At 47.7% G+C, this 26,382-nt stretch carries 23 protein-coding genes; 10 read left to right on the forward strand and 13 right to left on the reverse strand.

Annotated elements, in window-relative coordinates; translation table 11 throughout:
- Window positions 1-39: 39 nt before the first annotated feature.
- The 5 genes from RBH76_00755 to RBH76_00775 all read right to left on the reverse strand — a co-directional run bounded on the left by RBH76_00755 (window position 40) and on the right by RBH76_00775 (window position 5,451).
- Window positions 40-516, reverse strand: a complete 477-nt coding sequence (locus tag RBH76_00755) for a hypothetical protein (protein WMJ83983.1) — start codon at window positions 514-516, stop codon at window positions 40-42.
- Window positions 517-1,017: 501 nt separating this feature from the next.
- Window positions 1,018-2,127: a hypothetical protein gene (locus tag RBH76_00760; GenBank protein WMJ83984.1), complete on the reverse strand. Its 1,110-nt coding sequence runs from the start codon at window positions 2,125-2,127 to the stop codon at window positions 1,018-1,020.
- Window positions 2,128-2,294: 167 nt separating this feature from the next.
- Window positions 2,295-3,299, reverse strand: a complete 1,005-nt coding sequence (locus tag RBH76_00765; GenBank protein ID WMJ83985.1) for a Nif3-like dinuclear metal center hexameric protein — start codon at window positions 3,297-3,299, stop codon at window positions 2,295-2,297.
- A 76-nt stretch (window positions 3,300-3,375) separates the two neighbouring features.
- Entirely contained in the window at window positions 3,376-4,107 is a 732-nt protein-coding gene (locus RBH76_00770; protein ID WMJ83986.1) for a hypothetical protein, read from the reverse strand.
- A gap of 177 nt (window positions 4,108-4,284) precedes the next feature.
- Entirely contained in the window at window positions 4,285-5,451 is a 1,167-nt protein-coding gene (locus RBH76_00775; GenBank protein ID WMJ83987.1) for a PucR family transcriptional regulator ligand-binding domain-containing protein, read from the reverse strand.
- A 207-nt stretch (window positions 5,452-5,658) separates the two neighbouring features.
- On the opposite strand from RBH76_00775, the gene RBH76_00780 reads away from it, so the two are divergent.
- The 6 genes from RBH76_00780 (at window position 5,659) to RBH76_00805 (ending at window position 12,469) form a co-directional block, all read left to right on the forward strand.
- Window positions 5,659-6,681 carry a hydroxyacid dehydrogenase gene (locus RBH76_00780; protein WMJ83988.1) on the forward strand — a complete coding sequence of 341 codons (1,023 nt, stop codon included), beginning with the start codon at window positions 5,659-5,661 and terminating at the stop codon, window positions 6,679-6,681.
- Between the two features lie 17 nt (window positions 6,682-6,698).
- The gene (locus tag RBH76_00785; protein ID WMJ83989.1) at window positions 6,699-7,703 is read left to right on the forward strand and encodes an NAD(P)-dependent oxidoreductase; all 1,005 of its coding nucleotides are present in this window, start codon (window positions 6,699-6,701) and stop codon (window positions 7,701-7,703) included.
- Entirely contained in the window at window positions 7,700-8,890 is a 1,191-nt protein-coding gene (locus RBH76_00790) for a pyridoxal phosphate-dependent aminotransferase (protein WMJ83990.1), read from the forward strand. Before RBH76_00785 ends, RBH76_00790 begins: the two co-directional genes overlap by 4 nt.
- 80 nt (window positions 8,891-8,970) lie before the next feature.
- Window positions 8,971-9,642, forward strand: a complete 672-nt coding sequence (locus RBH76_00795; protein WMJ83991.1) for a hypothetical protein — start codon at window positions 8,971-8,973, stop codon at window positions 9,640-9,642.
- A 94-nt stretch (window positions 9,643-9,736) separates the two neighbouring features.
- Window positions 9,737-11,014: an FAD-dependent oxidoreductase gene (locus RBH76_00800; GenBank protein ID WMJ83992.1), complete on the forward strand. Its 1,278-nt coding sequence runs from the start codon at window positions 9,737-9,739 to the stop codon at window positions 11,012-11,014.
- Between the two features lie 48 nt (window positions 11,015-11,062).
- On the forward strand, window positions 11,063-12,469 hold the full coding sequence (locus RBH76_00805) for a hypothetical protein (protein ID WMJ83993.1): 1,407 nt from the start codon (window positions 11,063-11,065) through the stop codon (window positions 12,467-12,469).
- Window positions 12,470-12,537: 68 nt separating this feature from the next.
- On the opposite strand, the gene RBH76_00810 is transcribed toward RBH76_00805, so the two are convergent.
- Window positions 12,538-13,986, reverse strand: coding sequence for a sigma 54-interacting transcriptional regulator (locus RBH76_00810; protein ID WMJ83994.1), 1,449 nt, complete (start codon window positions 13,984-13,986; stop codon window positions 12,538-12,540).
- 730 nt (window positions 13,987-14,716) lie between these two features.
- Between RBH76_00810 and RBH76_00815 the strand changes: the two genes are divergently transcribed.
- The 4 genes from RBH76_00815 to RBH76_00830 all read left to right on the forward strand — a co-directional run bounded on the left by RBH76_00815 (window position 14,717) and on the right by RBH76_00830 (window position 19,479).
- Window positions 14,717-15,130, forward strand: coding sequence for a heme-binding protein (locus RBH76_00815; GenBank protein WMJ83995.1), 414 nt, complete (start codon window positions 14,717-14,719; stop codon window positions 15,128-15,130).
- A 293-nt stretch (window positions 15,131-15,423) separates the two neighbouring features.
- Complete coding sequence (locus RBH76_00820) at window positions 15,424-15,912, forward strand: NAD(P)H-dependent oxidoreductase subunit E (protein WMJ83996.1); 489 nt, start codon at window positions 15,424-15,426, stop codon at window positions 15,910-15,912.
- A gap of 46 nt (window positions 15,913-15,958) precedes the next feature.
- On the forward strand, window positions 15,959-17,782 hold the full coding sequence (locus RBH76_00825; GenBank protein WMJ85177.1) for an NADH-ubiquinone oxidoreductase-F iron-sulfur binding region domain-containing protein: 1,824 nt from the start codon (window positions 15,959-15,961) through the stop codon (window positions 17,780-17,782).
- Window positions 17,783-17,799: 17 nt separating this feature from the next.
- Complete coding sequence (locus tag RBH76_00830; GenBank protein WMJ83997.1) at window positions 17,800-19,479, forward strand: [FeFe] hydrogenase, group A; 1,680 nt, start codon at window positions 17,800-17,802, stop codon at window positions 19,477-19,479.
- A gap of 432 nt (window positions 19,480-19,911) precedes the next feature.
- Here RBH76_00830 and RBH76_00835 read toward each other — a convergent pair whose 3' ends face one another.
- The 7 genes from RBH76_00835 to RBH76_00865 are packed head-to-tail and all read right to left on the reverse strand — an operon-like array spanning window position 19,912 to window position 26,358.
- A complete protein-coding gene (locus RBH76_00835; GenBank protein WMJ83998.1) occupies window positions 19,912-21,048 on the reverse strand; it encodes an ABC transporter substrate-binding protein in 1,137 nt (378 codons plus the stop codon).
- A gap of 59 nt (window positions 21,049-21,107) precedes the next feature.
- On the reverse strand, window positions 21,108-21,887 hold the full coding sequence (locus tag RBH76_00840) for an ABC transporter ATP-binding protein (GenBank protein WMJ83999.1): 780 nt from the start codon (window positions 21,885-21,887) through the stop codon (window positions 21,108-21,110).
- On the reverse strand, window positions 21,884-22,948 hold the full coding sequence (locus RBH76_00845) for an iron ABC transporter permease (GenBank protein WMJ84000.1): 1,065 nt from the start codon (window positions 22,946-22,948) through the stop codon (window positions 21,884-21,886). Before RBH76_00845 ends, RBH76_00840 begins: the two co-directional genes overlap by 4 nt.
- Window positions 22,949-22,951: 3 nt before the next feature.
- A complete protein-coding gene (locus RBH76_00850) occupies window positions 22,952-23,695 on the reverse strand; it encodes a DUF364 domain-containing protein (protein ID WMJ84001.1) in 744 nt (247 codons plus the stop codon).
- Window positions 23,685-24,278, reverse strand: a complete 594-nt coding sequence (locus tag RBH76_00855; GenBank protein ID WMJ84002.1) for a nucleoside-triphosphatase — start codon at window positions 24,276-24,278, stop codon at window positions 23,685-23,687. The genes RBH76_00850 and RBH76_00855 overlap by 11 nt, the downstream gene beginning before the upstream one ends.
- Window positions 24,275-25,288, reverse strand: coding sequence for an XdhC family protein (locus tag RBH76_00860; protein WMJ84003.1), 1,014 nt, complete (start codon window positions 25,286-25,288; stop codon window positions 24,275-24,277). The genes RBH76_00855 and RBH76_00860 overlap by 4 nt, the downstream gene beginning before the upstream one ends.
- The gene (locus tag RBH76_00865) at window positions 25,285-26,358 is read right to left on the reverse strand and encodes a histidine phosphatase family protein (GenBank protein ID WMJ84004.1); all 1,074 of its coding nucleotides are present in this window, start codon (window positions 26,356-26,358) and stop codon (window positions 25,285-25,287) included. The genes RBH76_00860 and RBH76_00865 overlap by 4 nt, the downstream gene beginning before the upstream one ends.
- Window positions 26,359-26,382: the final 24 nt, after the last annotated feature.

Below are 26,382 nucleotides of genomic sequence, written 5' to 3' on the forward strand. Positions count from 1 at the left end.
TCGTCTTTTTGATGATCGGCTGCTGTATCAGTTTTCTTTTTAGGCAGTATGTTTTTTAGCAATTATATTGCATATGGATCCTACATCTATGTTAAATATTCCTAAGCCGTCCCAGCTAACGCGCAAAAGCTGTCTCTTTAAAGGCAAAAGGAAGGTCCTGTCGTCTATATGACAGCGAAGGCTGTAAAAGCTCTGTAGAATTTCCTGGGAAAGGATGAGGTTGGTATCAATGTTAACAACAAGGTTTTCAAAATCTCCATCCTCTAAAAGTGGAACCTCAACTGCAACGCCGCCAATGCCCTTCAAGCCTTTTAGATCAGGTTCATAATTGTGGGTAGCATTTCTTCCTGTCGCTGCAATTGGTTGCCCCGGCAGCACCATTGCGTTGTAGTTATAACAATCGCTACCGCAGGTGGTAGATATCTCTGTGCCGGCCTTAATTAAAGACATGCGAAATCGGTGGTGGGGTGCGATGTGGGTTGCAAGATCGGGCACAAGTTCAAAAGCCAGATTCATAATGGTTTAACCCCTTTCATAATTGACACTCTCACTATTGCCAGTATATGAAATAGGCTAAAAGATGTTATAAATTTGCCGGTTTTCAAAATAATATTTTAACTTTATTAAAATTTATTGGATATTTAAAAGTTTGAATATCGCATATATATAATCCTTTTTATCGTGATAATAAAGGCATAGCATGTCGAATTCACAAGTGTTTTTATGCTTTTAGAAGCGGTCTTAATGAGGAATATTCTTAATACAACAAAGGCCACAGGGAGGTTTTCTCCCTGTGGCCTTTGACACTTTGATGATTGTTCCACAACAAATCTCAAAACTATGTATTACATACTATGTCCAAATAACAGCCCTGTGGCGTATTTCCCATTAATTGTGGCACAGAAATTTCCGCTGTTTTTCTCGCTTAACTGAGAATAAATTAGAGGAAATTGTACTTACAAGGAATTACGCGCAAATAGGTAGAGCTGGACAGAAACCTTTAACGATCGTTCTCAATTAAAAGAACAAACCGAATATCTGAGCAAAGATGGCCGCATAAATAAGGCGAACAACACAACCAATAAAAGCAACGCGCATGATTTCACCGTTTTTCAAATCAACAATGCCATTCCATACTGCCGGAACCTGTCCAAGAGGTACCTGAATGGGCCATGCGGAGTTTGCAAGGATGAAGGAACCGACTATTAGTTTCTTAACTTCGGCGGTCGCCGGGACAATGGTTCCGTCGTTGAGATAGGTTCCAAGATTTCTCATTGCAAGTGTGCCGGCAGTGACGATAGTATCAACACCTGTCTGAGGCTCGATACCGATCGCAGCAAGGAGACCGCCGAGGCTTCCGGTGATAATTGGCCAAATACCGAAATACTCCAGTACGCCAATAAGCGCGAACACGACGCATCCGGCGGGGAGTATGAAGAGGAATACCAACTGTGCGCCTTCACGAGCGGAGCCAAAAAGGGTTTCCATCACGCCAGTTTCAGGAGTAAAGCGGGGAAGATCCTTGATATTGGCAGCTTTGGTATCACGCCAGAAAAGTCTTAACAAAGCGGGAATAAGGACAATCGGCAAAAATAATCCTGCAATTAGTACAGGGAAAGGATTGATTCCCGCAGCAGACAACGCGATGATGCCCAACACGATGATGGAAAAAGAGCAGGGGGCATTACACATGGTTGCAATTGCTATCTTCTGCTCATCTTTAGTGCAGCCTGCCTTCATAACAACAGGGCCTGCGATACGGCCGGCAGCATTGACATCGCCCAAAATGTTATAAATAGTGCCAACCACAACTGCGGCGTTAACCTTTAAGACCTTCATGATCGGCAGGAACAAGCGCATGAGAGCATCAGTCATTCCGCAGCGCTCCAAAATGCGTCCTGTCATAACCGAAACAATGATGGCGGCACCAAGCTTTGCACCTCCAAATAGATAGAATTCAAACATTTTGTAGGCGCGAGTGAACATTGCATCGAACATCCCGGAAAACTGCTTGTCAAAGAAGAAGATGCAGATGAGGATAGAAATTAAGAGCCCCAGTCCCACAAACTCGATCGGCTGCCATTTTTGACGTTGCAGAATTTCCTTTTCGGTGGTTGCTACTTTCATGGTTGTTCCTCCTTAAATATTTCTAGCTCATATTGTTGCCGCCGTCTGAATGGTGTGGAACAGCTTCATTCTATACGAAGGTTTCATTATGGGCTATCTTCCCGTTATTGTGGTAGCGCAATTCAATTTACAATGGATCTTCTTTAATTGACTGGAATTAACAAAAGCTACTTGCGGTGCAGATAGTCCTTGGCAATTTTAGTGCCATAGTCCCTAATTTGTGGAGAGCCAATCAAGTCGAGCGGTATGCTGGTCATCCGCTCTCTGAAAATAACCACCTCGACGTCGGGCAGATGGTTTTGCAAAGCGTTAGCAAGCGGGACACCGTTTTCAAATATCTCCATCGCGTGGCAATTTCCACATACAAAGCTTAAACCAAGCTCCTCAGCCTTTGCAATGAGTTCATGCCCGGGATATACTCTGCTGATTGACGCAAGCAGCGTATCAACACCTGGGTTATCCTTCACCAGTCTTTCGAGGTGAGCTGCTGTAAAACCGCAATGAGGGAATATATGAATGACCTTTGTCATCGGAGATTCGGGGGATCCAACCAAAATTTTTGCTCTGGCAGCGACGCAGGTTTCCTCTATCTTGTCACAGCACTTGTGGGTGCGCTCCAATGCAAGCATTTGCTCATCAGATCCTACATTCATCAGGCCATCCAACCGGGTCATCATATCGCCGACCGTCTTGATTTCAGGAAAAACATCGCCCACGTAGACAACGTTTCCTGGTACGTCGCCGTAGTGAACCGAGGCGAAAAACGGTTTGTGTCCATGCAGCCACGGAATACCCGGGTGAAGTCCGTGAAAAGCCTCATGCAACTCAAAGCAGGCAAGGCCGTAGGCGCCAAGGTAATATTTCATCAAAACGCCGCCTGAATTTGATGCATCACTAATAGGATGATGCGCAATAATGGCATCAACACCTGTTGCGGCGGCAAGTTCAATGGCGCTTTCGGTCATAGTCATCAAAACTGCTATTTTTTTGACTTGCATTTCGGGATCTCCCCAGACAAGGCCTGGCATTTCTACAACAGATTTACCAGGTATGTTTGAAGATTTGGTAACGACCCATGGATTTTTGCCTGACGACCAGTCATAAGGGGATTTAAGGCAACGCCCATTTGTCAAGTCATCCAGTGCAGTTAGAACATCCTTTACAAGTGCCATAGTTCGGTTCCTTTCTTTTATGGTGTATGTAAAAATTATACCATAATTTTACCTAACATAAAAAATGCTGCAAAACTTATATGTGGTGGTAATCTGGAGCGCTGATGCAGGAATCAATATATTCGAGCAACTGGTTCATGCCGAACACTGGAACCTGCGCAATTTCTTGAATCATTTTGGTGAACGGTGCATAGTTGGTGCATTCGAGCAGGATAGCGCCGGTGTTGGGATACTGCTGCATATGACGCTTTGTCATTTCTTCGATGCACTCGGCCATCTGTTCCCAATTGCCCTCGGGGTTATCGCCGATAATGAGCTGTGAAAAGGCCGAATCAGGCGACATACCAGTCACGTTAACCGGGATGTTTTTTGCGGACCAGCCAGCCTGATTAAAGTGCGACTCGGTCATTGTGTCGGCGCACTCAGCAAAAATTCCGATCGAGCGATTGCGGTTAAGTACGGCGTAAACCATGGGAGCCAGAAGTAGCGTGGAAGTAAACACGGGGATATTGACCGCATCGGCCAACTGTCGCTGAAAGCCGCCCAAAAATCCACAGCTGGTGGCAATTGCCTTGCAGCCCTGCGCCTCCAGTTCACGAGCAGCGCGGATGAAAGGCTGAAGAAGGCGCTCATTGGCATTTTTTTCGGTCATATTCAAAGGATCCACATCAACGATCTGATAACGCACCGGCATTGAAAACGTTCTGGCGTTTCCAATGTCGCCAATCAGACGAGGAAATACGGTGCGCATCATCAGGATGCCGATATCCTGCCCATAATTCGTATAACCACCCTTAATTGAAGTCATTGTTCCATCTCCCTTTTGTGTTTCAGGACGCATTGATGCATTTTACACAATACTTTTTCGCAGTATGCGCCCTGTTTAATTCAAAATATCAGACGGAATATGTCAAGTCAAATGTTTAACAATAGATTTAGACATTTTGTGGTAAAAGAGTCTGATTGGTATATAGTTTGTCCATGCTTAATAAATAAAATAGTCATGAAAAAGCAGCGCAATGGACATGTAAATGCGGGTGTAGTAGTCATCAAGATTCAGGCCGCCGATTGAAGAGATTTTAGATAGACGTTTAATCAGGGTGTGGCGGTGGACAAAAAGCTGTGCGGCGGTCTGGGTCATGTTGCAATTATTTGAAAGATAAATGCGCAGAGTTTGCATATAATTTGTGTTATTGACCTTGTCGTAATTAAGCAGGACCTGAAGCGGCTGGTTATCAAGCACAACAGAGGAGTCTTTTCGGTGCAGGTGTCCAAACATCTTTATAAGACGAATATTGTCGTAGGAGCACACGCCCCGTCTGGCTTGAATGAGCTGCAAGGTATCCAGAGCTTCCGTCGCGTGATTTAAAGTCGTCATAAGATCGTCGGGAGAACGTAACCGTTCTGCGCCCAGATAATAATTGGTGCCATATTGTTCGGACAGGAGCGTAAACTTGATGTTCAGCCCGTACAACATAGGTAAACAGTTTTCGTGAGAGGAATGTGTCGTAAGAAATACATACTTGTGCTGCGGTAGCTCATGGCACAGGCAGATTCGACTGCGGGACTGGATAAACGAGCAGATTTGAGCCAGGCATTTACGCCAACCCTTTTCCTCCACGTTGGTGTAATTCACGGGGGCTAAAAGCAAAACCTGGACACATTGGTCATCATTTTCAGGGAAAATTTCACTCTGACGGCTTGTAAGACTGCGCTCCAGAAAGAGATAAGATTGCTTCAACACATTGTCCCCCCAGTTTTTTTTGAAATCAGAGGGAATAAGCTGCATCATGGTATGTAGAATTTCAGAAAAGGTCAAATTTTTTGGTAGCGACAGCACAGGGAAATCCAGAGCGTTTGCTTGTTCCAGAATGTACTCGGGAATACTTTCAATGTAATAGCCGATTTGAATGGCGATTCCGCTGACGCCGCGCTTGGCCAGCCGCGCAATCAAATCCTCATGCTGATCCTGTTGTTGTAGACCGCATCCGGTCGAAAATAGCAACTCACCAGGCTGTACAGATTCGGGTGCATCCAATATCTCCATAATGTTGATCCAGTGGATTTCATTTTTGCTACCTTTATGGCCTGCCTGCAGTTTTACATTCGGAAAAACGCGCTGGTTTATAAGATCTTGAATGGTGAACGCCATATTTCTCCTCCTTTTGTATTAAATATTTTAACGAAAATCCAATTATTGTGTTGAAGTACTACAATTATTTATATTATAGTAAAAAATCATAAAAGTCACTAGCAAGACGATAAAATGTCCACCATCTTTATAAAATAGCGTGTATTCTGTCCGTTGTGGAAAGAAACCCCGCCTTGTATAATGATGATAAAAGGAGGAGATATAGCCATGGAATATCGAGTGCTAATTACCGAACCAGTCAACGAAAAAGGTCTAGATTTTTTAAGAGAACAGGGTTACACCCTGATTATAGGAACTGGTCCCGATGAAGAGACTTTGATCAGAGAGTGCCAAGATTGTGATGGTGCGCTCACTCGAAACGGTAAATTCACGCAGCGCGTCTTTGAAAGCTGCCCAAAGCTGAAGGTGGTATCCATGCACGGGGTTGGCGTAGATGGCATTGATGTTGATGTCGCCACCAAAATGGGTATTCAGATTTGCAATGCCGCAGAGTCGAACCAGAGCTCCGTGGCGGAATATGCGGTGGGTTTGATTTTGATGCTGGCGAAGCATTCTGTTACCTATCACAATGGATTAAAAAGCGGCGACATGTCGGTGCGTAAGCTTTACGGCAGTGACGTAAGCGGAAAGACGCTCGGCATCATCGGCATGGGAAACATTGGAACCCAGGTGGCCAGAATGGCGGCAAATGGTCTGGGAATGAAGGTGATCGGCTACAGCCGTCGTATCTCTAAAAAGCAAAAAACTGACTTTGGATATCTGACGCCGGACATGGATGAAGTTATTTCGTCCGCCGACTTTCTCTCGTTACATTTGCCCAGCTCGGCTGGCACCCGTCACACGCTTGATGCGCGTCGGTTGTCTCTGATGAAGGAGAGCGCATTTTTGATTAACACTGGTCGCGGTGAGGTCATTGACGAGGCCGCGCTAATTAAAACGCTTCAGGCCGGTAAGCTGCGTGGCGCTGCACTGGATGTGTTTGAGGGCAATCTTCCCAAGGCTGACAATCCGTTGCTATTTATGGACAATGTCATTGTGACTCCGCATACGGCTGCGTTTACCACCGAAGCGTTGGAGCGCATGTCTTATCAGGCGGCGCTTGGAATTGTTGAGGTGCTTGAGAATCGCCCTGTGACCTATGCGGTCAACAAAATTAAAGATAATTTTGAAGAAAACAAGGACATTGCGGCTGTGATGAACTTCTTCCGCCACGAGTTTAATTATCATTGAAGAGAGGATAAAGAAAAATGCATGTAAGGGTATACGGCGTACAGCCTGATGAGTTGGCAATGTACCAGAAAGCAGAGTCTCAGTATGGCTTTTCGTTTGAGTTCGCAAAAGCACCTCTCAATGAGGACACCGTGGATGAGGTACACGACTGTGATGGCATTATTCTGGTTACCACCTGCCAAGTAACCGAAAAAGTTATAAAGACGCTGGCACAGCGGGGGGTTAAATATTTGGCGACGCGATCCGCCGGTAGCGATCATGTGGATTATGACGCTGTTGTGAAATATGGTTTGCGTTGCGCCAACGTTCCCTTCTATGCTCCTGAAGCAATTGCGGAGCACACCATTCTTATGGCGCTGTGGGTTTTGCGCCATGGGAAAAAGTCCTATGAAATGGTTAATTCCGGTGACTTTACCATGACAGGGCTGAGAGGACGTCAGCTCGGGCAGCTTACTGCAGGTGTCTTCGGCACAGGACGCATCGGGCGTACGACTATGACACTGCTAAAGGGTTTTGGCACCCGCATTCTGGGCTGTGACCCTTACCCGAATGCGGCAGCTGAAAAGCTGTGTACATATGTTTCTAAGGAAGAGTTGCTCAAGGAAAGTGATATCATTTTCCTACATTGCCCACTTACGCCTGACAGCTATCACTTCATGGGCGAGGAGACACTAGCACAAATGAAGCCGGGCGCGGTTCTTGTTAATACTGCCAGAGGTGGACTCGTGGATCATGCGGCGGTTCTTCAGGCACTGGAGAGTGGGAAGCTCGCTGGCTTTGCCTTTGACGTCTACGAAAACGAGGCGGAATTTGTCCGCAAGAAGCGCCCTCTCGACCAGATCGACGATCCGGTCTTCAAGGCGTTGTTCAAGCGTGAGGATACCGCCTATAGCGCGCATGTGGCATTTTACACCGATGGTGCAATTTACAACATGATTGAGGTCACGCTCGATAATCTGAAGGAATATGAAACCACCGGCCAGTGTCGAAATGAAATTAAGATAGAAGGTGGAGCGGTATGAGAGAGATGATTTCTGAAAACGCCAAACGGCTGGAGGCATCTCCAATTCGAGCCGTTTTGGATCGGGCGGCAGCGCTGCGCGGTGAAGGGAAAAAGGTGATTCCATTTAGCGCTGGCGAACCTGATTTTTCAACCCCTGAGACGATCAAGCAGGCCACCATGCAGGCCATTGCAGATAACTACAGCCACTATGCCTCCAACCGTGGTCTCCCTGCGTTGCGCAAAATTCTTTCAGAAAAGCTCGAGGCGGATATGTCCGTCCACTACGACCCCGATTTTGAAATTCTCGTAACCTCCAGCGGGGCGGAAGCACTGAATAACTCGATTTTGACCTTTATTAATCCAGGTGACGAGGTCATCATTCCGACTCCGGCTTTTGTTTCTTATAAAAATCTGGTAAAATATGCGGGTGGGAAGTTTGTAGATATTCCTCTTCGTCCTGAGAGCGGATTTCAGCTTGATGCCGAGGAGATTGAACGGCATATCACGCCACAGACAAAGATGATCATCTTGAATAACCCCAATAACCCCAGTGGTGCTGTTTACGACCGTGATATCCTTGAAAAGGTTGCACAACTGGCTGTAAAACATGATTTGCTGGTGCTCTCCGACGAGATGTACAGCCGTCTGGTTTATGATGGGGCAAAATTTGTTTCGATGGCGTCGTTTCCCGGCATGAAAGAGCGTACCATTGTCGTTAGCGGTTTCTCAAAGTCTTACGCCATGACTGGATGGAGACTTGGCTATATTGCCACCGCCAAAGAATTGGCAGGCTCGGTGCTTAAGTTCCATCAATATTCGACCACTTGTTCACCTACCTTTATTCAACAGGGACTTGTCAATTCACTTGAGCTGCCAGAGACTGAGCAAGCGGTGGTCGACATGCTTTCGGCATTCGCACGTCGCCGCGAGATGATTCTGGAGGGACTCAAGGCTATTGATGGCATCACCCCCGTCATCCCCAAGGGCGCCTTTTATGTGATGGTTGATGTCTCCGCAACAGGACTCAGTGGCATGGAGTTTGCACTCAAGATGTTGGAGGAGTTCCACGTTGCCACCGTCCCCGCCATTGGTCTGGGAGACAGCTGTGGTGATTACATTCGTATTTCCTATGCCGCGTCGGACGAAAACATCCGGGAAGGTCTGCAAAGGATGGACTCCTTTGTAAAATCGCTTAAAAAAGCTTAACGCTGCCAGCTTTTGCTGAAATCGTTTAGCTTAGCAATATGACAATAAAAAAACTATAGGCTCATCGCGGAGGGAACAAAATGAATTTTGCTTTAATTGGCCCGGGACAACTGGGACGCGTGATCTTTCACGCTGCAACTGGTCAGCGGTTGGTAATAGGAAGAAATGCCGCCGAGGCGCAAGTTGTCTGCCCAAATGCAGAACTAGGTTATTCCACCCAGTTGCAAAGCGCCGCGCAATGTCAGATTGTAGCGGTGGCCTTACCGGCGCATGCCTGCGAAGAAGTTTTTGATTCGCTTTGCTCTTTCATGCCGCCTGAAAGCATATTGCTGAACTTTTCAACCAGTTGGGATATTCCGAAAGCGCTCCGTGAAAGATTTCCATCCTTATATCTATTGGACTCAAAGGTTGTGGGATCGGCCTTGGGAATGGCGCGGGGCATGAAAAGTCTGATTGTGCTGGGTTCCACTGACGAGCACACTACCGGCAAGGTACAGATGAGCCTGCCGGGGTTGACGATTCAGATGGGGGACTATCGCTTGGTGAAAAAAGTCAACACCGTGGCGACAAAAACGGCTTTGGCGGCCGCACTTGCTCTGGAAAAAGAACTCTCCGAGCAGGGAATCCCATCGGAAATGGTCAAGGCAGCGACAGAGGGGCTGATGCCCGGCGTATTGATTTCATATAGCCAAGGAACGCTTGGGGAATTTGCGAAGTCTATGATCAACACCCTGAAAAATGAGAGTCGTTAAAAAGCGGATACGTTGGTTTAGGCCAACAGGAATGTATGTGCTCCGATAAAAATGGGAGCGTTTACGATAAAAAAGTTTGAAAGGGGACACATTTATGAAGGTAATCGTAGTTGGCGGAGGTTGGGCAGGTGCTGGCGCAGCTATATCTGCTAGCAATGCGGGAGCACAGGTTACAGTTCTCGAACGTACCGATATGCTACTCGGAACAGGTCTGGTTGGCGGAATTATGCGTAACAACGGACGATTTACAGCCACAGAGGAAGCGATTGCTCTAGGTGCCGACGAAATTTTCAACACAATAGACAATAACTCTCGTCACAAAAACATCGAGTTTCCCGGACATAAACACGCAAGCCTTTACGACATTGCCACCATTGAGCCGGCAATAAAGGCATTACTTAAAGACAAGGGGATAGAGGTTTTAACGCAGGCCAGAGTTAAGGATGTTGAGATGGATGGCGATAAGATTGTTTCGGTCGTTCTCACTAACGACGAAAAGCTTTCCGCCGATGTATTTATCGATGCAACCGGAAGTGCGGGCCCCATGAACAACTGCACCAAATATGGCAACGGTTGTGCAATGTGCGTACTCAGATGCCCCACCTTTGGCGGACGCGTCAGCATCGCAGGTAAGGCAGGCGTAACTGAGAAAATTGGCAAGAAGGCAGACGGCTCTTACGGCGCGATGAGCGGTTCCTGTAAGCTTTTCAAGGAGTCTCTCAGCGAGAATATTATCAATGAGCTTAACACTACCGGTGTTGCCGTCGTTCCCATTCCTGAGGAACTGCGCAAAGGCGAGGGTATTTTGGCAACCAAGGCGTGTCAGCAGTATGCTCTCAAGGAATTTGCGGACAACATCATTCTGCTTGACACCGGTCATGCAAAGTTGATGACCCCTTATTATCCTCTGGATATGCTGCACAAGGTTCCCGGCTTTGAAAATGCGAGATTTGAAGACCCCTATTCTGGCGGAGTTGGAAACTCTATGCGTTATATGGCCCTTGCACCCAGAGATAATGCGCTTAAAGTCAAAGGTGTAAGCAATCTCTTCTGCGGCGGCGAAAAGGCAGGTCTGCTTGTTGGACACACCGAGGCGATCGTGACCGGAACGCTTGCGGGACATAACGCTGTTCGTTGGGCGGCGGGTAAGGCGCTTCTTGAGCTCCCAACCGAGCTTGCTATCGGTGACGCAATCTCTTACGTCAACGAAGCGATGGAAACTGAAGAGGGAATGGGCAAAAAGTACACCTTCTCCGGTTCGGTATACTTTGATCGCATGAAGAAGCTTGGACTTTACAGCGTCGACGTTTCTGAAATTGCTACCAGAGTTGAGAAGGCTGGTCTCACAGGCGTTTTTTCTAAAAAAATTTAATAAAAAATAATCGCGCAGCCACCTAAACTATAAATGGGGTGTGGAAAAGTGGAATATGCACTAACCTATATGCACTATATCTATCTGGCCGTTATTATCATTGTCATCGGTCTAATGATAACCAAGCATGATGTTGTAATTCCTTGTATCTTGGGACTGTTTGTTATTGGTTTCTGCTATCATGACTTTAGCGTTATTGCCGCAGCACAAACCATTTTCAACGGAATGTTGGTCGCAGGAGCGGACCTGTTCGATATCATGCTGATAATAGCGCTAATGACCGCAATGCTCAAGTCGCTGACGAACATGAAGGCCGATAAATTAATGATTGCACCAGCTGCTAAATTACTAAATAAGCCCACCATTGCATTCTGGGTGTTGGCTGCAGTCATGTACATATGTGCGACCTTCTTCTGGCCTACCCCTGCAACTGCATTGGTTGGAACGATCTTGATTCCTATGGCTATGAGCGCCGGACTCAAGCCGACCTTGGCATGCATAGCGATCAATCTTGCAGGACACGGCATGGCTCTTTCTGGTGACCTTGTTCTTCAGGGAGCGCCCGCCATCACTTCCGCTGCAGCAGGCGTTGAGATTGAATCGGTCTTGAAATATGGTGCCATTTTTGCCTTTGCAACTGGCGCGGTAGCATTGATCAGTGCATTTGTGATTAACTATAAAGATTTTTCCTCGGATGATGCTGTCAATATCAAGGCGGATAAACTTAAGGAACAAAAAGAGACGGTTGAAAATGTTCCCCCTTATGCAAAGTTCTTCGCTATTCTGGTTCCAGTTGTTTATATCGGCATTGTCATCCGAATTCTGCTTGGTGCGGCCGTAGATGGCATTACTCCTGTCTTCGGAGGAGATGCCACGGCGTTGCTCGGTGGAACTGGCGCGATGATTTTGGTGGTTTCGACCATCGTGGATACCAAGAAGGATTTTCTTGAAAGGATTGTCGTCTATCTGCGTGAGGGCATGCTTTTTTCGATCAAAATCTTTGCCCCGGTCATTCCGATCGCCGCTTTCTTTTTCATGGGCAATCCCGAAAGCGTTCAAAGTATTTTGGATAGTAACGCACCCGGATTTTTGTTTGATCTCGGCGGTGCCTTTGGAACAGTTCTACCCCTCAGCGCGCCAACATTGGCAATCGGTATCGCTGTTGTAGGCGCTATCACCGGCCTTGACGGCTCCGGATTCTCCGGGCTTCCTCTGGTGGCGGGTCTTGCAGCTGCTTTGGCAGGACCGATTGGGTACAATGTCGCTGTTTTGGCAGGCTTGGGACAGGTGGCAGCCATCTGGGTAGGTGGAGGCTGTCTGAGCGCATGGGCGTTTGGAGCGGTTGCCAGCGCAGGTGTTGCAGGAATTTCCTCGGCAGAACTGGTCAGAAAGAACCTTGTTCCTGTTTTGGGCGGTCTTGCCGTTTCAACGGTTATAGCAATCTTTTTGTTATAACCGGGATCCTGTAGATTGCATATTCTCCGTCAATTCTCCAGTGGGATGAAATAAGCAGAAACGCACCGCTAATTGTTGCGGTGCGTTTCTGCTTTTCTATCATATCGAGAAGGGATATTGAACTCTTTAATCTTATATTGCAGATATCTGCGGGAGATGCCAAGATATTGGGCGGCTTTGGTTCGGTTGTTGTCAAAGCGTTGGAGAGCAGCTAAAACCTCGTCCTCTCCCAGCCCGGAGGAGCGCGGCGAAGGTTGTTTTGGTGCATCATCCTGCGACTGCATATGTATGCTCGTTTCATTCGCTAAAAGGCCATAAGGCATGCTGGTAATTTCAGTGGTTGCGTATGGCGTCATAACAACCATTCGTTCCACAAAGTTACGGATTTCACGAACGTTCCCCGGCCAGTCATAATTTTGCGCCTGTGCAAGCACCTGTTTGGAAAAGCTTTTTTCCATATTGTATTTAGTGCAGAAATAATCTAAAAAATGCTGACAGAGTGGAATGATGTCATCTCTTCGGTTACGAATTGGCGGTATGGTCAGCGGAATCACATGAAGACGGTAATAGAGGTCTTCTCGGAATTTTCCCTCGCGAACCAGTTGATGTAGCATTTGGTTTGTGGCGACGATCAATCGAAAATCAACCTTTTTGGGGCTGATGGCGCCGATTTTCTGCACGCTTTTTTCTTCAATCACCCGAAGAATTTTACTCTGCACGCTCATAGGAAGGGAGTTGATCTCATCCAAAAACAGCGTGCCCCCGTCTGCGGTTTCGATCAGGCCAATCTTACCATCTTTGTTCGCACCGGTAAAGCTGCCTTTCTCGTATCCAAAAAGTTCAGATTCGATTAGGTTTTCTGGAAAAGCTGCGCAATTGACAGTGATCAAAGGCTTATTTTTACGTCCGCTGTGTTCATGAATAAATCGAGCAAACACTTCTTTTCCGCTACCTGATTCACCGTAGATTAGCACGCTTGAATCAAGCGGCGCAATACTTTCAGCGATTGAAAGGAGTTGTTTAAGCTCCTTGCTTTTGACGACAATCCTGGATGCTTGATCCGATGAAGACTGGTTGGTTAACGGCGTTTCGGTTAAAAATTTACTTTGTTTAAGCAGCGTGTGGTAGAGTGTCTCAAAATTCTGGACGTCCTGTAGCATGGTGATCACATATTTGATGTTACCTGCTCCGTCATAGATCGGAGTTCCTGTCACGATCCTCATGCGGGTAGGGCCGTTGATCGTCTGTATGTCATGATAAAATTGCAACCGACTGACTCGCTGCTTTTTTTCCATCACCAAATCATAAACACAGACATCAATAAATTTTGTGAAGTCGTGCACATTCATTTTCAAATATTCACTTCTTGGGATGTTTCTCCAATTAATCATGACGGTATTGACAAAGAGAAAGTTTCCGTCTGCGTCATATACCGCAATTCCAGCATCGACATTATCGAGAACTGCGGCCCAGGGCAGATGTTCTTGTGCACTGTGAAGATGTGATAGTTCTTCCATGCGAGGGTCCCTCCTATGGAAATAATCTTTAAGGCTGCATGGTTGATCTTACCAGCCTTATGGTAATTGTATCATAATAGATCTCAGAGTTGAAGGCAAAAAACGCACTTTAATGCCAAATATGCCTCGCTGCCTATGGTGTATTGAATAGCCCAGGCGGTACGCAACTATTCGTTGTGAGTTTAGTCTCCGAGACAGGAGAACGGAATTTGATTGTCATGGAAGCGATTAAGTGAGATTCACTTTTTAGGTGTAAATTCACATGTTGCAAATTGCACAGTTCACACTTCTCATTTCACACTGTTTTTCAAAAGAATTTGATTATTCTAAAAATCCACCAAATGTTAATGGTTGTTTCAAATAAAAAAATCTGCATTCATTTAGTAAGAAAATACAAATAAAACAATGAGCCATGGTTGGCATAGTTATTGCTAAATAATAGTTATATAGCCAAATTAACCAAATATATGCTATCGAAATAAAGCGAAAAAAGATGTAAACGGTTATAAGCGATTATAAGCAATTATATTGTAGGTTCTGCTCGCGCTGCACAGGAAAATACGTCTAACTTTTAAGCGTTCCAGCGTGAGTTGGAGCGGTGTTGAGCATTTGAAGTAGCGGAATGTTTTTAGAGGTTAATTGAGAAAACGTGGCATTTGCCTCAAGCCATGACCTATCCAAGAAAATGGCGCTCAATTAAATAGAACCAGATAATGAAGGAGAATTATTTATGATTAACAGAATTACGCACGCCCAGTTTACTGCGCTTTGCAGCCATGTCGCAAGCAAAATCGAAACAGAAAAGGGAAAGCCAGTCGTCATTGTCATTGCGGACGAGGCGGGGGAGATTGTCCATATGCTTCACATGGACAATACTCCGGCGCGTAGCGGCATTATCGCATCTGGAAAGGCGTTTACGGCTGCAAAGATGGAACGCACCACCACTGCGTTAGGTAAGCTGTGTGAGGATATGAAAACGCCAGTTTCCGCTTTTTTGATTGAAGGTTTGACTACCCTGCCAGGTGGTACACCGATCTTTGACAAAAACGGCACCTTTATCGGCGCCGTAGGAATCAGCGGACGTTCAGCGGTGGAAGATCAGGCGTTGGCTGATGCTTGTGCGGCATTTCTGGGGACACTTTAACGAAAAAGGCCGTAGAAGGGCTTGTTGAGTCGTTACTTTCAGCAGCAATAAAGGGGCGCATTGCTTACGGCATGTTGTCTTCTATTAGACGGATTCGCTTACAGCAAACGCCCCACAATTTAAGTAAGACGACAGTTTTTTCGGCTCGATCATATTTCTAGCCTTTCAGTCTTGTTGGAGCTTGTGTGGATAGCTGATAGAACGAGATCAAAACGGATGGTATCAGTGTCCAAGATGACAGAGAAAAAGTTTTATGCTGGGTGGGAAGAAAAAATAGTAGGTAGGGGGCCAATATGCTAGATAGAAGTTATTATCAAAAAACTGATGAAATCATGGAGAATTACCCCAAAGAGGAAAGCGCTTTAATTCCTATCATCCAAGATGTGCAAGAGGAATATCACTACCTTCCTCCTGAATTACTGGAGTATATTGCGAAAAAAATCGGCATTACAGAAACCAAGGCCTACAGTGTAGCGAGTTTTTATGTAAACTTTTCCTTCGAACCAAAAGGAAAATATGTCATTAAAATATGTGATGGCACGGCTTGCCATGTACGAAGTTCTATTCCTGTTTTACAGCGTTTATACAAAGAACTTGGACTAACCCCCGAAAAGAACACGACAGAAGATATGCTGTTTACTGTTGAAACGGTATATTGTCTGGGTGCCTGCGGTCTTGCTCCGGCGTTAACTGTCAATGACGTGGTGCACCCCGCTATGACGCCAGAAAAGGCGGCAGCACTGATTCAAGAATTGCGAGGTGCTGAGCATGACAAGGTTTAATAGCTGGGAGGATTTAAACAACTTTCAAAGCGCTATAAAAGCAAACATGGATAGTGCCTCATGCCGCATTTTGATCTGTGCCGGAACTGGTTGTCAGGCTGGCGGTTCTGCTCAGATTTATGCACGCATGTGCCAGTTAGCGCAAACGGTTGACCATGTATCAATTGAATATGGCGCTGAGATTGCGCACAGCCCGCACACTGTTCATATACATAAAAGCGGTTGCCATGGTTTTTGCGAGATTGGTCCATTAATGCGCATTGAGCCGCAGGGCATTTCTTATATGAAGGTTAGTCTCAGCGACTGCGAGGAAATCTTCGAACGCACAGTAAAGAATGGAGAACTGATCCATCGTTTGTTGTATGTGGAAGATGGAAAAGAATATGTTCATCAGGAAGAGATTCCTTTTTATCAAAAACAAACGCGATTGGTGCTCAAAAACTGCGGTCATATTGATGCGGAAAGTGTAGCAGAATCCGTTGCTTACGGCGGCTATCAGTCGCTTGCAAAAGCAATTTTTCATATGAGCAGGGAAGAAGTCATTCAAAACATTCTTGACTCGAATCTACGCGGACGTGGCGGCGGCGGGTTTGTTGTAGGGAAAAAGTGGAAACAAGTTGCTTCCCAAAAAGAATTAACCCGCTATGTGGTCTGCAACGGCGACGAGGGCGATCCTGGCGCTTTTATGGATTGCTCTATTATGGAAGGCGACCCCCACAAGATGATTGAGGGTATGGTGATTGCTGCTTATGCGGTCGGTGCCAAAGAAGGCTATATCTACGTGCGGGCAGAATATCCACTTGCGGTAAAGAGATTAAAAATAGCAATCGTACAGGCGGAAGAAGTGGGTTTGCTGGGCGACAACATTCTAGGAACCGATTTCTGTTTTCACTTACATATTAACCGTGGAGCCGGCGCTTTTGTTTGCGGTGAAGGCAGTGCACTGACAGCCTCAATTGAGGGGAAAAGAGGTATGCCTCGTGTGAAGCCGCCGCGTACGGTTGAACAAGGCTTGTTTGCCAAGCCAACCGTCCTTAATAATGTCGAGACTTTTGCCAATGTACCGATGATCATTGAAAATGGCGCGCAGTGGTACCGAAGCATTGGCCCTGAAAACAGCCCTGGAACAAAAGCCTTTGCTTTGACTGGCAGCATAAAAAATACGGGCTTGATTGAAGTGCCTATGGGCACCAGCCTAAGAGAAGTAATCTTTGATATAGGTGGCGGCATTAGAGGCAGCGCAGGTTTTAAAGCAGTACAAATAGGGGGCCCATCGGGCGGCTGTATTTCCGATAAGGATTTGAACCTCAGTCTCGATTTTGACACGCTAAAACAACGCGGCGCTATGATTGGTTCAGGTGGATTGGTTGTTATGGATCAAAACACCTGCATGGTTGAGGTTGCACGCTTTTTTATGGATTTTACACAGCGGGAAAGCTGCGGTAAATGTGCGCCCTGCCGGGAAGGCACAAAGAGAATGCTTGAGATTCTCAAGCGCATTGTAGCGGGCGAAGGTGAAATGCATGACTTGCAGAAACTGCGTGATCTGGCAGATATGATATCAAATACTGCGCTATGTGGCTTGGGAAAAAGCGCGTCACTACCCGTGATTAGCACCTTAAATGCCTTTGCCGATGAGTACCTTGAACACATTCAGGACAAAAAGTGCCGAGCCGGCGTTTGTCAACAGCTTAAAAAATATAAGATTGACCCAGGAGCGTGCAAAGGCTGCTCGAAATGTGCGCGTCATTGCCCCGTTCAGGCGATTAGCGGTGAATTGAAATCTCCGTTTACCATTGACCAAGAGAAGTGCATTAAGTGTGGTGCATGCCTGACGAATTGCAGTTTTAACGCTATTCATATTGAATGAGCGAAGGAGGGAATAACATGGGATTTATGAAAATTGATGGATTGCAGGTAGCATTTTCTGATGAACCTAATGTGCTTTCGGTCATAAGAAAGGCCGATATCGATATTCCTACGCTTTGCTATCATTCAGAGCTGTCGGTATATGGTGCCTGTCGTTTATGCACGGTCGAGGATGATCGTGGTAAAACGTTCGCCTCTTGCTCAGAGACGCCGAGGGACGGAATGGTTATTTATACAAACACGCCGCGTCTGATGAAATATCGCAAAATGATATTGGAATTACTTTTGGCAGCACATAACCGCGATTGTACCACCTGCATTCGCAGTGGAGAATGTCAATTGCAAAATTTGGCACACCGTATGGGCGTCACACATATATCTTACGACAATAAAAAGACACAATACCCGATTGATATGAGTTCGCCCTCAATTGTCCGAGACCCGAATAAGTGCATCCTTTGCGGCGATTGCGTTCGCATGTGCAACGATGTTCAGGGAATCAATGCGATAGATTTTGCATATCGTGGAACCGATGCACTGGTTACACCAGCGTTTAACAAAAAAATTGCGCAAACAGATTGCGTCAACTGTGGCCAGTGCCGCGTTGTTTGCCCGACAGCTGCAATTAGCATCAACACAAACCTTGAGGTTGTATGGGACGCACTGGCCGACTCAAACACCAAGGTCATTGCTCAGGTTGCACCCGGGGTTCGAGCGGCAATTGGCGATGCTTTCGGTATTCCGCGGGGTGCTAACGCTATTGGTAAGTTGGTTGGCGTTCTACATCGGCTCGGGTTTGACGAGGTGTATGATACGACTCATGGCGCTGATTTAACGGTCCTTGAGGAAAGCAAAGAACTTTTGAAACGCCTAGATTTTGAAGAAAATCTCCCTCTGTTTACCTCTTGCTGCCCGGCGTGGGTGAACTTTTGTGAGAAAAGACATCCTGAATTTTTGCCGAATCTGTCGACCTGCCGATCCCCGCAGCAAATGCTTGCAGCTGTCGTTCAGGAATATTACAGAGAGAAAGATTGCGGTAAAAAAATCGTCTCTGTCAGCATCATGCCATGCACCGCCAAAAAAGCTGAGATACTGCGCGAAGAGTCCAAAACGAATGGCAAGGCGGATGTGGATTATGTCCTAACAACAACAGAGGTCATTACCATGATTAAACGTTCGGGCATTCGTTTTGAAAATGTCGAGATTGAATCGTTTGACATGCCATTTGGCATAGGCTCTGGTGCCGGCATTATTTTCGGAAACTCTGGTGGCGTAACCGAAGCGGTTTTGCGGCACCTTACCGAGGGTCATGACCGTCTTTCTATGGAACAGGTACGCACCAGTGGGGTTCGCGGAGCAGGGAGCATTCGGGAAGTATCTTTTACCTATCAGGGACGCACACTAAAGGCCGCTGTTGTCAGTGGGCTTGCCGAAGTTAATAAATTGCTTAAAAAAATCAAATCTGGTGAAGTCGAGTACCAATTTGTTGAAGTAATGGCTTGCCCTCAGGGCTGCATTATGGGCGGAGGACAGCCTGCCCATGCTGGACAGCATACCAAGGCGGCTCGAATCAAAGAGTTATATGATACCGACATTTCGATGCAGATTAAAAAATCCAATGAAAACCCTTTGGTTCTTTCTCTCTATGACGGTCTTCTCCATGGGAAGGAACATGAACTACTGCACCGTAATATGTAACCACATTTGTTATAGGTGAGTTCATCTATATTGCTCTTTATTTATGTGGGGTGCAGCCCTTTAAAAGCAAATGTCTTATTTCTACCGTAAACTACACAAAAAAGGCTTAGGAATCAATATCCTGAGCCTTTTGCATTAAGAACATTTGCAGGGCGAGAAATCCAGAGAGCGTGTGGTATGGAAAATAAAAAGCCTCCCTTTGTTATCATCAAAGTGCGGTCTAACTGCACAATAATAGCAAAGGGAGGTCTCTGTGGAGGTGTAGACATATGGCTAAAAGCTTACGCAGATTCCAGATTTACCCGAAAGGAAAGCCTCAAAATTCGAAATTTTTTTAAAGACGATGTCGGTAAGCCAATCGAGCGGGGTTTGCGAAAGCTTTCGTTTAAAGAGTCTTTTTAAAGGTCGTAAAACCCGGATAATTCTTGCGTTCTATGCCGCGGAAAGCGAGTCTGCGGTCAGATTTCTATACATTTCTGCGCTCAAGTCGCAGTCATAGAACAATTTATAATAACCTGTGACTTCGGTCTGCAGGTCGTAGTCCACATAATCGGGGTACAGCAACGCGCCCAACCAAAGCATTCCAAGATAGCATTGTACCGACGGCGGGGAGGAAACCCAACCGTAAGGGCCGTCGGGGACTTTGAAGTAGTTACCAGAGGAGATGGCGGAAAGCTGCTGCCAAGCGGTATCGGAACCGACGGTGTCGTAAATGCTGTTAGGGGAGAAGATGATGACCTCTGGGTTCCAGAGCAAGATCTGTTCCAGGTCCACTTCGTTACCCATGCCGGAGGACGCTACCTCGGAAAGGGTGGCAAGGTTCTTGCTGAGCATGTTTATTGTTTGGGCATGAAAAGAACCTTCTGCTATAACGTTGATGCCTTTGTCACCAAGACAGTAGAGTAGCGACTTTCGAGCGCCGTCTGCGTCTACCTTGGCCATCATGGCGGTGATGTCAGTGTAAGCGCTCTCGCACCAGGATGCCAGTTCATTGGCTTTTTCAGCTTTACCGGTCAGCTCGCCCAGCATGCGGTAAGCATCTCCGGCGGTGGTAACAGTGGCATCAATATGTACAAAGGGGATGCCTGTCTGATTGGTGAGAGCGTCCATGTCTTCAACGATGGAACCCTTGGCTTCGCCCACGTCAATCACAACGTCGGGGCCCGCAGCTAGCAAGGCCTCGAGATCCATGGTGCCTTTGCCACCATAAAGCTGACCAAGCTTGGGCAATGCCAGATACTCGTTTTTAATATAAAGAGAGGCATCTTCAGAAAAGTCGGACGCAAATCCCACCATCAGTTCCGGGCAGAGTGGCAGAACGTAGAGTTGTGTCAGCGGTCCAGAAACGGCGATCTTCGTGATCTTTGAGGGAAGGGTAACGGTGCGGCCACAGGAATCAGTGAATTCGCGTGTTTCAGAAGGGGATGTTTCAGGTGCCGGTGCCGCCGCTGATGTTTCTGCGGCAGGCTCAGGCTTGGCGGTTGAGGTCGTTACCGTCTGCCCGCAGCCTGCAAACAAAGCAACGAACAGAGCCAATACCATTAGAATTGCTAAGATGCGTTTTATCATTCTGTTTTCACCCTTTCTTTTTTATAAGGGAATGCCATTGTATCCGCGGGCATTGATCCTTATGTAACCAGAAAACCTGGTGTACAGACGCGGACATGGTCATTAAAGAGGCTGGTGACCTCAACGTCCACGCCGTAGAGTGCGCTTATAAGGGATTTATCCAGCACGTTCTTGGGGGGACCTTCCGTCAGCACCCTGCCGTCCTTTAGCGCTAAAACTCGGTCGGAAAACATATAGGTATGCTGAGGATCGTGTGTGGTTTGGATGACGGTGTAACCCTCGGCGGTCAGCGCTTTCACCTGTGACAGAACATGGATTTGGTTGCCAAAATCTAAATTTGCTGTGGGCTCGTCCAGCATGAGAATGGGCGCGCGCTGTACCAAGGCACGGGCAATCATAACCAACTGGCGTTCACCGCCACTGATACGGTGGAAACAGCGCTGCTCAAGATGGGAGATGCCCATCTTGGCCATTGCCCATTCAACCCGTTCCTGCTCCTCTTTTTGTGGCGTTCGGAATGCACTGAGTCCGGAGGTGGTGCCCATAAGCACAATATCGAAAACGCTGTAATTGAAAGCGGAGCTTGACGATTGGGGTATATAGGCAATGAATTGCGACATCTCGCGTATGGAAAGTGACTTGATGTTGTGATTGTCCACATTAATATTGCCAGTATAATCTCGTATCAGGCCGAGGATGCAGCGGAAAAGCGTGCTTTTTCCGACACCGTTGGGGCCTAGAATCGAAAGGAATTCTCCGGGATTGACGCTAAAACTGATATCTTTTAAAACTTGGTGCTCGCCATAAGAAAAGGACAGGTTTCTGACCTCAACGCTCATGTTCTTTCCCCCCTTCCGGTGACGAGGAAGAGAAAGAGCGGTGCCCCTACAATGGCTGTGAGGATGCCGATTGGAATTTCGGAAGACATTAAGCTACGCGAAATATTATCTACAATAAGCAAGAAAATGCCGCCGCCCAGTATAGACGCCGGCATGAGAAGGCGATAATCGGACCCGACCAACCTGCGCATCATATGCGGGATAATAAGGCCTACCCACTCGATCATACCGGAAACAGATATTGAGGCTGCTGTGATGAGGGTTGCGCAGATCATGACACTTAGCCTGATATATCCTGTGTTTACGCCCATTGCGCGCGCTTCGTCGTCGCCCATCGATAGGACATTGAGCCGCCAACGCAACAGGAATAGCGGCAAAAGCCCCAGAAGCATCGGCCAGAAAACAAAGCCGACCTCTTCTTGGGTTACGCCAGACAGGGAACCCATCAGCCAGTAGGTGATTGCTGGTAACTTGTTGGTTGGGTCTGCGACCAACTTGATAAACGAGATGCCAGCCTTAAACAAGGAACTGATAATGATACCCGCAAGGATAATCCCCAGTACCCTATCGCCCTTGGTGTGCTTGCTAATCCAAAATACGAGGGCGACAGTCAGCAGACTCATCGCAAAAGCTAAAATTGTGATATTCATACTGGAAAGACCAATATAAATGGCTAGAGCAGCACCAAAGCCGGCCCCGGCAGATGCGCCGAGAATATGCGGCGCGGCCATGGGGTTCTGGAAAATACCTTGATAAGATGCACCAGCTGCGGAAAGGCAGGCACCCACCAGCATCGATAAAATGACGCGTGGCATGCGGATGTTCCACACCGCTGTTTCCTGAGCTGTGATCCAGTACGGCTCAATACTAAAGGCTTTTGAGAAGATAATGCCGAAGAGTTCACGAATAGGGACGGGATATCGCCCGATCAGAAAAGAGGCGATAATACAGGCAATCAGCAGGATTGCAAGAAGGGTAATGACGGCGCCGCCGGATATGTAGAACTTTCTTTTTTGGATATCCGATTTTTTGGCGCAGACTGGTATACCCGCTTTTTCCATGGTTCACTCTCCTTTGAGCAGGAATGTCCGGCCAAAGCTAAATGGGGGGCCGGGGGTGCTGCTTTCTGCGTGCTGTCGGATGCCGGGGCGGTTTGTGACAACTAGGCCGGCAAGCCGGTCTATTCCACAGTTCAGCAGCTCGGGGCACATAGGCACTGTCGGCCCCGTCAGGATGGTGTAGGCGTTTTTACACAGCTCCAACAGGTGCGGTAGGGTTTTGTTTACCAGTGAACTACCGGTAATAATCACAATGTCGCATTTAGGCAGCAAAAGATCACAGGCAGAGTCTGGATAATCGCCCTCCTTGGGATGGCGCTCAAGAATATAAACCTGTTTCGCATCTCGGAGGATATGCGATGGCATTTTCAGATGGCCGATGACGCCGACAGTCTTCCCCGTTATATTGAGGCCTTCGGTGGAATAATTATCGTAAGGCTCCTCACAGTCAAGGGTATTCATTCGGTCTAATGTGTTATAGGCGGCGTTCATCGCGGCGACCCCGAAGCCAGCTTCGAGAAGGTTCCAGCTTTTTGCCGCCTTTGCCGCGTCCTTGAGCGGCATTCCTTTGATACCCCCGGGATACATCGGGGGAAAGGTGTCACCGGATGTGGTCATGGCAAGGCCGGTACCGCCATTATCAGCCTCTGCCAACGTCCAGAACGCACCGGACACAGTCTGGGATACCGTGACATTTTCGGGAAGGCCGTGAAGCAGGGTATCATAAAGTTCCCAAAAATTATTCAACATTTGCATACTCCTCCATCCACGCCCGAAGCGTGGCCTGCGCATTTCTATCGCCTCTGCCTGAAGTCTCTAGAATTTCGGCGTCGGGATCCGATTTAAGTGCCGCGCGCAGTTTTGCCGCGATGTCCAAATATTCAGACGGTAGCGATACACTGGTACGAAGGGCTTCTGACGCTGCGGGTGCTTTCAATACACCAACACAGGGAATATTGCTTTCGAGAAATGCCATCAAGGCTTGGCTAAACTCGGGGACGAGTAGCTCATACCCGCCGAACTCATCGATGATTGCGAAGGGCTTTGTCATTGCCTCGGTGAGCAGCCGAACTGCATCCAAACGAAACACATCGTTATTTCTCTGTGCTTTACCACCGGAAAAGTTAAGAAAACTCAAAGCCGTGCACTGTCTGTTTAAGCAGGCGATGGAACAGGCAGGAAGCAGGTTGAAACCGATGAGAAGCCCATTTTTATCAAAAGCACGTTCGGTGACGAAACCGCCCGCGGATTTCGCTAACCCGCCCAGCGCACTTCGTATGAGTGTCGATTTTCCGCAGCCGATCGGCCCGGAAAGAAAAAGCCGTCTTTTCATTTTGCATTGCGCAAAGCGCGCTGCGCTATCATCTGTCCAGCGATAGAAATGGCAATCTCCGCCGGGGTTTCGGCCTTGATAGCAAGGCCGATAGGAGAGGTTATGCGGTCGGTATCCGTTTTAGTGAAGCCCATTTCATAGAGACTTTTGTAAACACTGGCTTTCTTGGCGGCGCTGCCGATAACACCGATATAATAGGCGGGCGTTTTAAGAATCTGCGCCTGAACGGTCAGATCATAAGCGTGTCCGCGGGTCATGATGCAGACGTAATCCTCCTCGCCGATGGTAACGAAATCGGCAATTCTTTCAAAGTCGATTAGCATGACCGATTCGGCCGACGGGATGACAGCGGGATCAGCAAATTCCGGACGGTCGTCCATGGCCACACAGCGAAAATCTACGTGCTGAAGCACCGGCACCAGCTGCTGGGCCACATGACCGCAGCCGAAAATATAAACTCTGCCGGAAGAGTAAATTTGTTCAACATAAAAGTCGCGGCCTTCGCACATCTGCCGCTGGGGATGCCGGGTGAGCATTTTACTAACCCAATCCGGTGCATCAATACCGAAAAATCCTTTCTTTTTGGAGTAGAGCCCCAGTCTGCCGCCATCGGATATTTCAGCGAGGAGCCAGAGATCATCGCCGTCTTTAAAACGGCGCTCCGCTTCCTCTGTGATTCGGAGTGTATCGGCGTCACCTGCGGGGATATAGCGAAAAAGCACATTAACTGCACCACCGCAGATCATACCCAGATTCTGCACGTCATCCTTGGTTAACGAAAAATCATGTTCCCCTGATTGCTTTTCTTTTAAAACGTCGGACGCAATGTGTTCAGAGCGCAACTCCACCGCGCCGCCGCCGATGGTTCCGCAGATACGCCCCTCTTTTCCGATGAGCATCCGCGCGCCTGCGCCCCTAGGCGTGGCACCTGAAGAAGCGATGACGGTGACGAGCACAAGGTCTTCTCCCAAGCGGAGTTTTTCGGCTATGGTTCTGCACATGTTTCTCATATAGCGACATCCTTTCCACATAGTTCATTTATTCTAGCGGCAGTCATAACGGCTACCTCATATCGCTTGTCATGCGCCTTTTGGGCTTCGGCATTGGTACATTTGCTAAAGCTTTCCTCAAAACGTTCACGAAGCGATACCCGTTTTGTCCCTCGGACAAGCTTATCCGCGATGAACACCACCGCGGCCTCGTCGATCCGCGAAACATCGTCCAGGTCGTGGTGCTGTCTGACGACCTCTGCAATTTTGGGATAGCCCAGAGCATGGAGCCAAGCCGCACCCGTAGCGGCATGGTTTTCTTCAAGGCGGGCGATGTCGTGAAGCATGGTGGCTGTAAAAACTAAATCTTCGTCCAGCCCTACGCCCGCATCGCTTAAGGACTGGGTGATGCGTGAAGATTCCTTTGCTACGGCCTCACAGTGGGCGGCAATATCGGGCAGCGCAGCGGCTAAGAGCAGCTTTTTACAGAAAGTGGCATCAGGAACAGGGCGGGGTAGAGTTCCGACGCCATGAGCAAAGAAATGATCGTCTTCATAACTTAACTCTGATATTGAGCCATAGGGAAGCTTTATACTGCGCGCTTTATCCAGTGGTAGCGCTAGGGCAGCACAAAGGAGCGTCTGCATCACCGAGGCGTGCGCTACAACGGCGATGTCGCCAGTCGTCTCTGACAGCGCGCGGCGGACAGCTGCCATAAAACGCTTCTGGCCGCTTTTACGGTCCTCTGCCCCGGGTGGTGAGACAGAAGGGTCTTTACCTCGCAGATCATAAAGCATAGGCCAATGCGCCTGTATCTCATCAAACGTGAGGCCGTCCCACTCGCCGGCATCCATCTCCTCAAGGCCGGGAAGTTCGGTAACCGCTTCGCCGATGAGCGCTGCTGTCTGGCGGCTACGAAGAAGCTTGCTGCAATATACGCCGGACAGCGCCGTATCCTTAAAGGCTACGCCAAGCAGTGTGGCCTGAAGTATGCCGAGGCTACCGAGCGGAAGGTCTGTTCTGCCCAAACACATGCGCGTCCCATTCGGAATATCTGGCATTCCATGGCGAATCAAATAAATTTTACGCATAAGTATTCTCCATAAAATGTATTC

This window comes from Oscillospiraceae bacterium MB24-C1 (assembly GCA_030913685.1).
Lineage (GTDB): Bacteria > Bacillota > Clostridia > Oscillospirales > Ruminococcaceae > Yanshouia.

Bases quoted from the DNA above. Each gene is read 5' to 3' on its own strand.
- RBH76_00850 (WMJ84001.1), bottom strand. From the start codon at position 23,695: ATGTTGAATAATTTTTGGGAACTTTATGATACCCTGCTTCACGGCCTT.
- RBH76_00785 (WMJ83989.1), top strand. From the start codon at position 6,699: ATGCATGTAAGGGTATACGGCGTACAGCCTGATGAGTTGGCAATGTAC.
- RBH76_00770 (WMJ83986.1), bottom strand. From the start codon at position 4,107: ATGACTTCAATTAAGGGTGGTTATACGAATTATGGGCAGGATATCGGC.
- RBH76_00765 (WMJ83985.1), bottom strand. From the start codon at position 3,299: ATGGCACTTGTAAAGGATGTTCTAACTGCACTGGATGACTTGACAAAT.
- RBH76_00820 (WMJ83996.1), top strand. From the start codon at position 15,424: ATGCTAGATAGAAGTTATTATCAAAAAACTGATGAAATCATGGAGAAT.
- RBH76_00800 (WMJ83992.1), top strand. From the start codon at position 9,737: ATGAAGGTAATCGTAGTTGGCGGAGGTTGGGCAGGTGCTGGCGCAGCT.
- RBH76_00810 (WMJ83994.1), bottom strand. From the start codon at position 13,986: ATGGAAGAACTATCACATCTTCACAGTGCACAAGAACATCTGCCCTGG.
- RBH76_00845 (WMJ84000.1), bottom strand. From the start codon at position 22,948: ATGGAAAAAGCGGGTATACCAGTCTGCGCCAAAAAATCGGATATCCAA.
- RBH76_00815 (WMJ83995.1), top strand. From the start codon at position 14,717: ATGATTAACAGAATTACGCACGCCCAGTTTACTGCGCTTTGCAGCCAT.
- RBH76_00790 (WMJ83990.1), top strand. From the start codon at position 7,700: ATGAGAGAGATGATTTCTGAAAACGCCAAACGGCTGGAGGCATCTCCA.
- RBH76_00775 (WMJ83987.1), bottom strand. From the start codon at position 5,451: ATGGCGTTCACCATTCAAGATCTTATAAACCAGCGCGTTTTTCCGAAT.
- RBH76_00795 (WMJ83991.1), top strand. From the start codon at position 8,971: ATGAATTTTGCTTTAATTGGCCCGGGACAACTGGGACGCGTGATCTTT.
- RBH76_00855 (WMJ84002.1), bottom strand. From the start codon at position 24,278: ATGAAAAGACGGCTTTTTCTTTCCGGGCCGATCGGCTGCGGAAAATCG.
- RBH76_00755 (WMJ83983.1), bottom strand. From the start codon at position 516: ATGAATCTGGCTTTTGAACTTGTGCCCGATCTTGCAACCCACATCGCA.
- RBH76_00830 (WMJ83997.1), top strand. From the start codon at position 17,800: ATGGGATTTATGAAAATTGATGGATTGCAGGTAGCATTTTCTGATGAA.
- RBH76_00835 (WMJ83998.1), bottom strand. From the start codon at position 21,048: ATGATAAAACGCATCTTAGCAATTCTAATGGTATTGGCTCTGTTCGTT.
- RBH76_00760 (WMJ83984.1), bottom strand. From the start codon at position 2,127: ATGAAAGTAGCAACCACCGAAAAGGAAATTCTGCAACGTCAAAAATGG.
- RBH76_00780 (WMJ83988.1), top strand. From the start codon at position 5,659: ATGGAATATCGAGTGCTAATTACCGAACCAGTCAACGAAAAAGGTCTA.
- RBH76_00865 (WMJ84004.1), bottom strand. From the start codon at position 26,358: ATGCGTAAAATTTATTTGATTCGCCATGGAATGCCAGATATTCCGAAT.
- RBH76_00860 (WMJ84003.1), bottom strand. From the start codon at position 25,288: ATGAGAAACATGTGCAGAACCATAGCCGAAAAACTCCGCTTGGGAGAA.
- RBH76_00840 (WMJ83999.1), bottom strand. From the start codon at position 21,887: ATGAGCGTTGAGGTCAGAAACCTGTCCTTTTCTTATGGCGAGCACCAA.
- RBH76_00825 (WMJ85177.1), top strand. From the start codon at position 15,959: ATGGATAGTGCCTCATGCCGCATTTTGATCTGTGCCGGAACTGGTTGT.